The organism is Streptomyces sp. NPDC002144, assembly GCF_053593695.1.
This window is the reverse complement of sequence record NZ_JBSFDB010000077.1, coordinates 17,587-27,586: the sequence shown is the minus strand read 5'-3', so window position 1 is coordinate 27,586 and position 10,000 is coordinate 17,587. Positions and strand designations below refer to the sequence as shown.

Annotated in this window: 10 protein-coding genes and 2 pseudogenes; 4 read left to right on the top strand and 8 right to left on the bottom strand. The window is 68.5% G+C overall.

What is annotated here, in order from left to right; translation table 11 throughout:
- The coding region (locus ACWCQ1_RS47735; RefSeq protein ID WP_451029573.1) for an alpha/beta fold hydrolase at positions 1-179 on the bottom strand (179 nt) is incomplete at its 3' end.
- 104 nt (positions 180-283) lie between these two features.
- On the opposite strand from ACWCQ1_RS47735, the gene ACWCQ1_RS47730 reads away from it, so the two are divergent.
- Positions 284-694 carry a winged helix-turn-helix transcriptional regulator gene (locus ACWCQ1_RS47730; protein ID WP_451029570.1) on the top strand — a complete coding sequence of 137 codons (411 nt, stop codon included), beginning with the start codon at positions 284-286 and terminating at the stop codon, positions 692-694.
- Between the two features lie 222 nt (positions 695-916).
- Here ACWCQ1_RS47730 and ACWCQ1_RS47725 read toward each other — a convergent pair whose 3' ends face one another.
- The 3 genes and pseudogenes from ACWCQ1_RS47725 to ACWCQ1_RS47715 all read right to left on the bottom strand — a co-directional run bounded on the left by ACWCQ1_RS47725 (position 917) and on the right by ACWCQ1_RS47715 (position 2,293).
- The gene (locus tag ACWCQ1_RS47725; protein ID WP_451029569.1) at positions 917-1,054 is read right to left on the bottom strand and encodes a hypothetical protein; all 138 of its coding nucleotides are present in this window, start codon (positions 1,052-1,054) and stop codon (positions 917-919) included.
- Between the two features lie 235 nt (positions 1,055-1,289).
- Positions 1,290-1,442, bottom strand: a pseudogene (locus ACWCQ1_RS47720) (helix-turn-helix domain-containing protein); the annotation flags it as partial.
- A gap of 269 nt (positions 1,443-1,711) precedes the next feature.
- Positions 1,712-2,293, bottom strand: a complete 582-nt coding sequence (locus ACWCQ1_RS47715) for a TetR/AcrR family transcriptional regulator (protein ID WP_451029568.1) — start codon at positions 2,291-2,293, stop codon at positions 1,712-1,714.
- Between the two features lie 159 nt (positions 2,294-2,452).
- Between ACWCQ1_RS47715 and ACWCQ1_RS47710 the strand changes: the two are divergent.
- Positions 2,453-3,398: pseudogene (locus ACWCQ1_RS47710) on the top strand (RNA-guided endonuclease InsQ/TnpB family protein).
- Positions 3,399-3,442: 44 nt separating this feature from the next.
- On the opposite strand, the gene ACWCQ1_RS47705 reads toward ACWCQ1_RS47710, so the two are convergent.
- Positions 3,443-4,420, bottom strand: coding sequence for an NADPH:quinone reductase (locus tag ACWCQ1_RS47705; protein WP_451029567.1), 978 nt, complete (start codon positions 4,418-4,420; stop codon positions 3,443-3,445).
- A 2-nt stretch (positions 4,421-4,422) separates the two neighbouring features.
- Positions 4,423-4,998 (bottom strand): helix-turn-helix transcriptional regulator, encoded by a 576-nt coding sequence (locus ACWCQ1_RS47700; protein ID WP_451029566.1) that lies wholly within the window; start codon positions 4,996-4,998, stop codon positions 4,423-4,425.
- Positions 4,999-5,287: 289 nt separating this feature from the next.
- Between ACWCQ1_RS47700 and ACWCQ1_RS47695 the strand changes: the two genes are divergently transcribed.
- Positions 5,288-6,793 carry a GMC family oxidoreductase gene (locus ACWCQ1_RS47695; protein ID WP_451029565.1) on the top strand — a complete coding sequence of 502 codons (1,506 nt, stop codon included), beginning with the start codon at positions 5,288-5,290 and terminating at the stop codon, positions 6,791-6,793.
- A gap of 17 nt (positions 6,794-6,810) precedes the next feature.
- On the opposite strand, the gene ACWCQ1_RS47690 is transcribed toward ACWCQ1_RS47695, so the two are convergent.
- Both ACWCQ1_RS47690 and ACWCQ1_RS47685 read right to left on the bottom strand, forming a co-directional pair.
- Positions 6,811-7,593, bottom strand: a complete 783-nt coding sequence (locus ACWCQ1_RS47690) for a helix-turn-helix domain-containing protein (RefSeq protein WP_451029564.1) — start codon at positions 7,591-7,593, stop codon at positions 6,811-6,813.
- 355 nt (positions 7,594-7,948) lie between these two features.
- Entirely contained in the window at positions 7,949-8,848 is a 900-nt protein-coding gene (locus ACWCQ1_RS47685; protein WP_451029572.1) for a helix-turn-helix transcriptional regulator, read from the bottom strand.
- 218 nt (positions 8,849-9,066) lie between these two features.
- Here ACWCQ1_RS47685 and ACWCQ1_RS47680 point away from each other — a divergent pair, with 218 nt between their 5' ends.
- On the top strand, positions 9,067-9,954 hold the full coding sequence (locus ACWCQ1_RS47680) for an SDR family NAD(P)-dependent oxidoreductase (protein WP_451029563.1): 888 nt from the start codon (positions 9,067-9,069) through the stop codon (positions 9,952-9,954).
- The last annotated feature ends 46 nt before the right edge of the window (positions 9,955-10,000 follow it).

Genomic DNA, 10,000 nt, shown 5'->3' with positions numbered 1-10,000 from the left:
CCAAGCCCGCGCAGGTCCGGTGCGATGACTCGGTAACGGTCGGACAGGTCCGCCATGACGTCGGTCCACAGCTCCCAGGTGTGAGGGAAGCCGTGGAGCAGCAGGACGTTGGGCCCCGATCCGGCGATGGCCACGTTCAACTCGGTGCCGTTGACGGGGATGCGGCACAGCTCGGGCATGGGGAACTCCAGGGATAGCCGGTAACCACTAGTGACCAGCAAACGCTAGGGGACTAGCCTGGAGGTTCCAAGACGGCACTTTCCCTTCAGGTGGTGAGCTCCGGGTGACCACGTCGAAGCGCGGCGATCTGTTTAGCCCACTGTGCCCGACCCGGCAGCTACTCGATCGGATCGGGACCAAATGGACCTCGATGACGGTGAAGGTCCTGGCCGAGTCAGCCCCGGGCGAGGTGCGCTTCGCAGAACTGCGGCGCCGTATACCGGGCATTTCGCAGAAAATGCTCTCCGCGACCCTTCAGAGCCTGGTCCGCGACGGCCTGGTTGCCCGGCGAGTCGAACCAACAGTGCCACCCCGCGTGCACTACCAGCTCACCGCGCTGGGCCGCTCCCTCGACGGCCCGCTGGACGCCCTGCGTACGTGGGCGGAGCAGCACATGGCAGCAATCGAACGCAACAACCGCCGCGCCGACCAGCTGCCCCAGGAGCCCCAACACCCTCGCCAGGAGCCGGAGTAGGAACGACGTGGCAGGCCGAGTCGTGGACGTCACCGGCTTGGAACCTCGAGCCAACGACTCGGCGGCGGCGTTGTCGCAGCACGAGCCGGTGCGGTGCACCCATGCTCTGCCGGGGCCCCAACTGGCCTATCTCGCGGCGGAGTTCGTTGGAGATGTATGCACTGCCGCGGTCCGAGTGGGCGATGCATCCGGGCTGGAGCCGACGGCGTCCGGCGGCCATCCTCAGCGCATCCACGACCAGGAAGCGCGGTGGTGGTTGGCAGTCGAGTAACCGACGATCTCGCGCGTGGCGAGGTCCAGCCAGGTCGCCAGATGCAGACAGCCCTTGTCGGTGGGGATGTAGGTGATGGCGCCGACCACCTCATCCCTGGCACCCTCGCGGTGACGTGGCGGCCGAGCAGGTCTGGGGCGGGCACCCGGCGAAATTGATCTTGATCGGCTAGGTCGGGTATCGACATCTTGACTGCCACACCACGCCGCAGTGCTCGCACGTCCACTCGCGGACGTTCAACGGCAGCTTCGCCGCGACGTGCCGCAGGCCCCGCACAGCTTCGTGCTGGGGAAGAAGCGGTCGATCACGACGAGGTCGCGCCTGTACCAGGCGCTGCTCGCCGTACCAGGCCCGGGTGCGCTCCTCCAGTGCCTTGTTGTACACCAGGCGGACGCAGCCGAACGTGCGCGACAACTCCGCCGCCTGCTCGTTGGTGGGGTAGAAGCGGTACTTGAACGCCCGCTTTACCTGCCGCATCGCACCTCACGGGTTATCAGCTCCCGTGTGAGCGCTGGGTGTCGGCCGGTGTGCGGCAGGCGTCGGTCCGCCCTGGCAGCGAACCGACTTCTCCTGCCCTGCTCCGCAGGAGCTTCGTTTCCTCCCCGGCCTGAAGGCCGGGGTATCCACGAAGGAAGGCCCCGATGAAGAACGAGAATGGCCTGTGGGCCGGGTAGCCGACAGCAAAAGCTGCCCTGCCGTCGAGTTCTCGCACGGCGTCGGCGTGACCTTCAGCAGTTCCACCCGGGTCAGAGGTCGCCGAGCCAGTCCAAAAGCCGGCCTCCTTCGTGAAGGATGATCTCCGGGTCGTTCAAGATGTTGGACATCATCGACATTCCCTCGTAGCAGGCGACCAGGGTCATCGCCAGCCGGTCCGAGTCGGGTCGCCCGAGCTCGCGAAATTGGCGAGCGATCCAGTCCAGCAGGCGCCGGTAAACAGCGGCGGCTTCAGAGCTGAGGGCGTTGTCCGGCCGTTTGCGTAGCTCCATGGCCAGGGTGCCGGTCGGGCATCCGCGACGGGCGGCCTCGTGTCGGTGGCTGATCCACTCTCTGACCAGGGATTCGACTCTGTCGCGCGGATCGGCCAGCTCATCGAGCCGAGCGAGAAGCTCATTCTGGTAGCTGTCGTGTTCGGACAGCGCCGCCCGGACCAAATCGTCCTTGGTCTTGAAGTAGTAGTAGACGTTCCCGACCGGAACGTCGGCCTCGCGAGCGATGTCAGCCAGCGTGGTGCGCTCGACCCCCTGCTGATGGAGCACCTGGACGGCGGCCTCGGTCAGCCGCCGGCGCTTCTGCGCCGCCCGCGCCTGCAAGGCCCCAGATTTAGTCACCCACCTGACTATAGACAGCTCGCGGAACCTCAGCCACCTTGGGTGAACTGCTGGGAAGGCCGGGCCGAGGAGCCCGCCTACAAGGGCCGCTTCCGCACGGTGCTGTCGGTGGACACTCCGCAGGGCTGGGACCTGAACATCACGCGGGTGCACCGCGACATGGTCAACCTTCCCAAGGTCGGCCGGGTCCCTTTCCGCTGGACCAGAACCTTCCCGTGGGCAAGAAGGGCCAACAAGGAGAACCGGATCACCGGAGCGCGTCTGGTCAAGGGCGCGCTGGGCTGGCACATCGCCTTCGCGTCCAGAGCCTCGACCGCGCCCCCGAACCCCACCAGGGGCCGGAGGACCGGCATCGACGCCGGAGTCACCATCCCCCTCGCCCTGTCCACCAAGGACCACCAGGACCACGGGCGCCCGCCGCGCCTTCCGGACGGCAGCGCCGATCGCGACAAGTGGCTGACCCCGAAGGAAAAGGCCAAGCTACCTCAAGCTGGAGCGTCAGGCCGCACTCAGCAAGAGCTTCCGCAAGAAGGGGGAGAAGACCTCCAAGCGGTTGCAGCACACCTACGACCAGATCAAGCGGCTCCGAGCAAAAGCCACGCGACGAGCCCTCAACTGGCAGCACCAGGCCACTACTTGTCTCGCCCGCACGCACGGCGTGCTGGTGGTCGAACAGCTCACCATCCTCGGCATGACCAAGAGCCCGGCCCCCAAACCCGACTCCGCAGGCGGGGGCGTGTTCCTGCGTAACGGGGCCGGGGCGAAGGCCGGACTCAACCGTGCCATCGCCCAGGAGGCGTGGGGGCGGACCGTGACGATGCTGACGTACAAGAGCGCCCGCTACGGCGGCCGGCTGGTCAAGGTTCCCGCCCCGCACACCTCCCGGCGGTGCTCGGCCTGCGGATTGACCACCCCTGGCAGCCGGGAGAGCCAGGAATTGTTCTCTTGCAAGAACGCCGACTGTGGCTGGACGGCGAACGCCGACTGGAACGCGGCGAGGAACATGCACCTGTAGCGGACCGGCCACGTGATCGTGGAGGTCCCGGCCGCCGGAAGGCGCGGTCGCAGGGCGGGTAAAACCGTCAAGCCTGCCGCCGCAAGGTAGACGGGAATCCCCTTCCTGAGCGCAAGCGAAGGGAGGGGAGAACTTCAATGGGGGATGTCGATCAGGACGCGGCCGCGGCCGCCGGCGTCGATGCGGTCGTGGGCCTGGGCGATGCCGGCGAGCGGGAAGCGGTCGCCGACGTCGACGGTGAGGGCGCCGACGGCGGCCGCGGCGGTGAGGTCGCGGGCGGCCTGGCGTTTGGCCTCGGCGGGGAAGTCGTCGCTGCCGAGCAGGCGCAGGGTGACGTTGTTGAACAGCAGGGTCCAGAACGGGATCTCGGTGCGGTTGGAGCGGGTGGCGTAGGCGGCGATGACCGCACCGTTCGCGGCGACGGCGTCGTCCAGGTCGGCGTTGTCGGACAGGGCGACCTCGACGATCCGGTCCACGCCGTCGGGTGCGTGGGCGCGGATCGCGGCGGCGGGGTCGCCCGAGTCGAGGGCGATGGCGTGGGAGACCACCGCGGGATCGATCCGGTCCAGTTCGGTGCCGTGTCGGACCGTGCCGATGACGGTGGCCCCGCCCCAGCGGGCGAGCTGGGCGGCCAGCGAGCCGACGCCGCCGAGGACGCCGTTGACCAGCACCAGTTTGCCGTCGACGGGGCCGTCGGCGAAGACGGTGCGGTGCGCGGTGATGCCGGGGATGCCCAGGCTCGCGCCGAGATCGTCGGAGAGGTGGTCGGGCAGCGGGACGGCGAGGTCGCCGGGGACGACCGTGTACTGGGCGGCAGTGCCGAAGGGGCGGTAGGACTGGGCGCCGTACACCCACACACGTGTGCCGACGCGGCGCAGGTCGACGCCGTCGCCGACGGAGTCGATGATGCCTGCGGCGTCGCTGTGCGGGATCACCCGCGGATACGGCATGGCCGTGCCGGTCCAGCCGCGCCGCTTCTTGGTGTCGCCGGGGTTGGCGCCGGAGACGGTGACGCGGACCCGGACCTCACCGGGGCCGGGGGCGGGGTCGGGCAGCTCACCCAGCTGGAGCACGGCTGCCGGGCCCTGCTCGTCGTACCAGGAGGCAAGCATGGTCAGTCCTTCCGATCACGGGTGTGGGTCTGAGGGTGGGGCTGCTCGTCGGAGCCTGGGGTGCCGTCGCTGTCCAGGAGTTCGTGGAGCCAGGCGCGCTCGGCGCGGCTGATGGCACGGGCGGTGAGCAGCATGCCGCGCCGGTAGGGATCACTGACCTGCTCGGCGCGCAGCGGCGTATCGCCGTCGTAGAAGAAGCTGGCGGGGGCCTCCAAAAAATCCAGGCGGCGTCGCAGCACGGCGTGCTGCTCGGCGCTGTCGGGCAGCAGCGAGAGGAACGCCAGGATCGTGAACCAGCGGGAGAAATCAGTGATCTCGTGCTCGGCCGGATCCCGCAGCCGCCGCAGCATGTCCTCGCGTCCTAGCGCGGTCAGGTTCAGCACGTACCGGCCGCCGCCCGCTTGGGGGGCGGGACGCCGTTCGATCAGGGCGGCCTTCGTCAGCCGGTTGATCGCCGGGTAGAGGGTGCCGTCGCTGACCGGACGGCTGTAGCCGGTCAGGTGCGTGATGCGGCGGCGCAGCTCGTGACCGGGCAGGGGGCCTTCGGCGAGGAAGCCAAGGATCGCGAGTTCAAGCATGACCCCAGGATCTCACATCGAAACGATGTGCACATCGTTTCGATGTGAAGTGCCGGGGGGTGCCCACTCCGTACTGCCTCCAAGGCCACCCCGGCAGGACCGGTCGCCCGCGCTGCACCCCACGACGTCGGCTTGTGGCGCCCGTGTTCCGATCGGACGGCGCCGTGGTTCATGTGCGTGCCGCGTCGATCTTCCTAAACTCCGACGGCAGGGGAACACCCCGACTGTTCCGGGACGGGCGCACACAAAAGAAACGAAGAGGTCCGTCCCCGGGGAAGAAGGAGACGTGATGGACCATCGGCCTTATGACTATGTCGTGGTGGGAGCAGGGACGGCGGGATGCGTGATCGCCTCCCGGCTCTCGGAACGCTCCGGTGTGCGGGTGCTGCTGCTTGAGGCGGGAGCCCGTGACGCCACCGAGTCCATGGCGTCTCCCTGGGGTTTCCTGGTACCCGACCCGGCATCCCTGTGGCCGGGTGCCTCGACCGTGCAGGCCAGTACGGGCAGGGCGGTGGAGCTGCGGCGCGGCAAGGCGCTTGGCGGATCGTCGAGCGTCAACGGCCTCCACCACCTGCGGGGGCATCGCTCCGGTTACGACGTCTGGCCCGGCCTCGGTGCTCCGGGCTGGGGTTTTGACGATCTGCTGCCCTACTTCCGTCGCAGCGAGAGCGCTCACGGTCGTGACGCCTCCCTGCGGGGCACCGACGGGCCGGTCGTGGTTGCCCCGGTGGCGGAACCCCATCCCCTGACCGCGGCGTTCGTCGACGCCGCAGTGGAGGTCGGGTTCAAACGCGCCGACGACATCAACAGCGGGCTGGAGACCGGGTTCGGGTGGAGTGACATGAATCTGCCCGGAGGCGCCCGCCAGAGCGCGGCCGACGCCTACATCCGTCCCTTCCTCGACCGGCCGAACCTGGATGTCGTCACGGACGCGACCGTGCTGCGGCTGCGTACCGCAGCGGGCCGCTGCACCGGCGTCGAGTACACCGTCGGCGGCGAGCACCAGTCCGTCGAGAGTACCGAGGTGGTGCTGACCGCGGGAGCGATCAATTCCCCACACCTTTTGATGCTGTCGGGGATCGGCCCGGCACGACACCTTGAGGATCACGGCATCGACGTCGTCGCCGATCTGCCGGGCGTGGGCTCCCGTCTGCAGGACCACCCGATGGTCGGCGTGGTGTACGAGACGACCGAGCCCGTACCGTTCGTTCCCGGCAACCCGCCGAGCGAAATGATGGGCCTGCTCCACAGCGATCCCACCGCGGCCCGGCCGGACCTTCAGATCTTCTTCGTTCCCGCACCGCTCCCCTCACCCTGGGGCGGGCTCCCGGCCAACGGCTACACCATCTGTTTCTCCGCGGTGGCTCCGCACAGCAGCGGCACCGTGCGCCTGTCCGACGCCCGGCCCGGCAGCGCTCCCCTCGTCGACCCCCGTTACTTGGCCGATGACCGCGACATGGAAGTCATGCGCAGGGGCCTGGCCTTGGCGCGCCGGATCGGGAAAGCGGACGCGCTCGCCGGGTGGCGCAAGCAGGAGGCAGTGCCGGGCTCCGGGACGAGCCGCGAAACCGAGGACGCATTCATCCGCGAGTCCTTCGGCGCCTACTTCCACTACACCAGCACCTGCCGCATGGGAACCGATCCCGACGCCGTCGTCGACCCCGCGAACCTGCGCGTCCACGGGGTGTCCGGACTACGGGTCGCTGACGCCTCGGTCATGCCGTCCATCCCCTCGGCCAACACCAACGCCACTGTCTACGCCATTGCCGAACGGGCCGCCGAACTGATCGCTTGACCCCTCGGCCGGTTCGTCTACAGCGACTCCACTCCGGTCGAGCGGGCGTACTCAGTGGGAGTCTGGCCGTACTGCTTCTTGAAGGCCCGGGTGAAGTGACTGCTGTCCGCGAACCGCCAGTGAGCGGCGAGTTCCGAGATGCTCAGGCGACCGGACGGCGCGGTGAGGGCGAGCCGGGCCTCTTCCAGCCGCCGGTGGCGGATGTAGGTGGTCAATGGCTCGCCCACCGCGGTGAACGCCCGCTGCAGCGTACGGACGGAGACGTTGAGTTCACGCGCGAGCATCGCCGGAGAAAGCTCGGGATCAGTGAGCCGGATGTCCGCGAGGTTCTTGGCCGCCTCGGCGAGTGCGGGAGCCAGCCGAGGTTCCACGTCGTCGAACCGGCCCCTCGCCACCGACTTGGTCAGCTCGATCAGGCTGCTGTGGGCGGCTTCCACACCGGCCGTACTGAGGTCGGCCACGGTTGCGTGGATCATGTCCGCGAGGGCCGTCAGCAGGCGGACCTCGGCCGAGTCCGCCGACCCGGTGATGATCCGGTTCCCGAGCAGGGGTTTGAGCACCGTGGAGGGCAGGACCATGAATTGTGCCCTGAGGTGCGGCGCCGTCTCGAAGACCGACTGGCGCCCGACACGCCGGAGGAGGAACTGCCCGGCCGATACGGTCTGTTCGCCGCGATCGGGCGGGCTGCCCAACCACCATGCGCCGCGCCGAACTACGTACATCTCCACCACGTCCTGCTCGCCGCCCGGGGCGTCCGTGGTCCGGGTGGCCGACGCGGCGTGGAGATCGGCGATAGCCACTCCGCGCACCCTGGCTACGCGGCCTCTGACCCGGAAGTCACCCACCGAGTCCGGGCTGAAGGCCGGCAGCTGGAAGACATCGTCGCCGATCTGTGTCTCCCACCCGCGCCGGAAGGCATCGTGTCCTTGCGATGCGGCGCCCGGGAGTGTGGAGTCCGGTAAGAACACCCCGCGTACCCCGTCGGCCGCTGCTCCCGTGCTGTTCATCCCTCTCCGATCCGGCATTCATTGCTTCAACGCCGTTTTGTGGTGCTCGTGTTCCCTGCGGACATCGCCGTTTCGTTGGCGCCTGCAGGGAGATCTTGGGAACGTGAAGGTCTCTTGAAGTGCAGTCCGGTGGCTCGTTGAGGTGGTGTCAGTAGTTCTTCTCGCTCTCATCTGTCGGACTGCCGAAGACACCGTGGTGGGCGGCGGGGTCGTCGGTCAGCTGCTGAGTGCCGATAACGTCCAGGACCTGCAGTTTGTCGTAGCTGTCCGTGCCGGGTGTGGCCGTGAAGACGAGGAGTGAGTGCTCCTGGTCGGGGTCGAGAAGTGTCTGGCGGTGGAGGGTGAGTTTGCCGACCTCGGGGTGGACGAGGCGTTTTTCGTCGGTGTAGATGAGGCCGACTTGGTGCTCGTTCCAGATGACCGCGAACTCCTCGCTTTCGTCCAGGAGCCGGCGGGTAAGGGCCGCAGCTGGTGAGTGCGGGCCTTGCCGGGCGGCGGTGTGCCGCAGCTGGGCAGTGTAGATGCGTCCGTGGGCGGTGTGGTCGGCCGCGGGGTAGATCAGCCTCGAGGAGGGGTCGGTGAACCACCGGTAGACGGCACTCCTGGCTGGGCCGGTGTAGTGGGTCTGGTCGCCGAGCAGCGCCGTCGCTAGCCGGGTCTGGACGAGGGTTTCGCCGACGCTGCCCATGATCTGCGCTGGGGTGTCCTGCAGCCGGTCCAGGATGCGCATGAGTCCCGGGCTGACGTGGTCACCGCGCAGGATGCGCCGGGGTGTGCCATGGCCGGCGAGCAGGAACAGGTGGTCTCGTTCCGCCAGGGACAGGCGGAGTCCGCGGGCGATCGCCGCGATCATCTGCTCGGATGGCTGCGGGCCCGTTCCCCGTTCCAGGCGTGCGTAGTAGTCGGCGGACATGCCGGACAGTTCGGCGACCTCTTCCCGGCGCAGGCCGCGGGCCCGTCTCCGGGGCCGGCGTGGCAGCCCGATGTCCTCGGGCTGCAGGGCCTCGCGACGGCCCCGGAGGAAATCCGCGAGCTGTGAGCGGTCCATCATCCCTCTTTCCTGCCGCGGCTCGCCGCCGTTGTGCCGCGATCTTCGTGCCCGACCAGTGTGACGAGGGAACCGCCGGTTATCCACGGCCTGCCGATCAGTGGATAAGCGCGTCCTTGTTCCGTGCCGCGTTGCCGGATCGACTGGATCACCGCGGCCGTTCAGGCCGTGAGAGTGAGCGCAGCCCTGGCCTGCGCCGCAACGAGGGGAAATACGCCATGACGCAATGGACCGCAGCCGATCTGCCCGACATGACGGGCCGCACCGTGGTGGTCACCGGGGCAACGAGTGGGATCGGCCTGGTCACCGCGCGTGAGCTGGCCCGCGTGGGGGCGCGTGTTGTCCTCGCCGTGCGGTCGGTGACCAAGGGGGAGGCGGTTGCCGGCATGTTCCAGGGGCGTACCGAGGTACGTGAGCTCGACGTGTCCGACCTCGCCTCGATCCGGCAGTTCGCGGCCCACTGGTCGGGCGCGATTGACGTCCTGATCAACAACGCAGGGATCATGGACGTGCCGCTCAGCCGCACGGCCGACGGGTTCGAACTGCAGATGGCGACCAACTATTTCGGACCGTTCGCGCTGACGAACCTGCTCCTGCCCCACATCAGCGACCGGGTCGTCTCCGTCTCCTCCCAGCTGCACCGGATGGGCAGGACACACCTGGATGACCTGGCGGACCTCAGCGGGCAACACCGGCGCTACAAGGCCACGGCCGCCTACAACGACTCCAAGCTGAACCTGATGCTGTTCTCCACCGAACTGCAGCGACGCCTGTCCGCGTCCGGCAGCCCGGTCAGATCTCTCATCGCCCACCCCGGCATCGCCGCGACGAACCTTGCCAGTCACTCCGCAGCCGGCAAAGTGACCCGGGTGCTCGGCTTCCTGTTCAACGATGCGGAGCACGGCGCCCTGCCGTCGCTGTACGCCGCCACCCAGGACCTTCCCGGCAACGCGTATGTCGGCCCGAGCAGGCCCGGTGGCATGAAGGGCTACCCCAAGATCGGAAAGCCCGCTGCTGCCGCCCTCGATCCCACGACGGCCGCCCGGCTGTGGGCCCTGACCGTCCAACTGACCGGCACCGGAGCGGATCTGCCTGCCGCCGCCTGACGGGGCGTTCCTGACGCGCAGTCATCCCATCGGATCGACCGATCCC

Coding starts and splice junctions, on each gene's coding strand:
- ACWCQ1_RS47705 (WP_451029567.1), bottom strand. CDS start 4,420: ATGCTTGCCTCCTGGTACGACGAGCAGGGCCCGGCAGCCGTGCTCCAG.
- ACWCQ1_RS47700 (WP_451029566.1), bottom strand. CDS start 4,998: ATGCTTGAACTCGCGATCCTTGGCTTCCTCGCCGAAGGCCCCCTGCCC.
- ACWCQ1_RS47695 (WP_451029565.1), top strand. CDS start 5,288: ATGGACCATCGGCCTTATGACTATGTCGTGGTGGGAGCAGGGACGGCG.
- ACWCQ1_RS47685 (WP_451029572.1), bottom strand. CDS start 8,848: ATGGACCGCTCACAGCTCGCGGATTTCCTCCGGGGCCGTCGCGAGGCC.
- ACWCQ1_RS47680 (WP_451029563.1), top strand. CDS start 9,067: ATGACGCAATGGACCGCAGCCGATCTGCCCGACATGACGGGCCGCACC.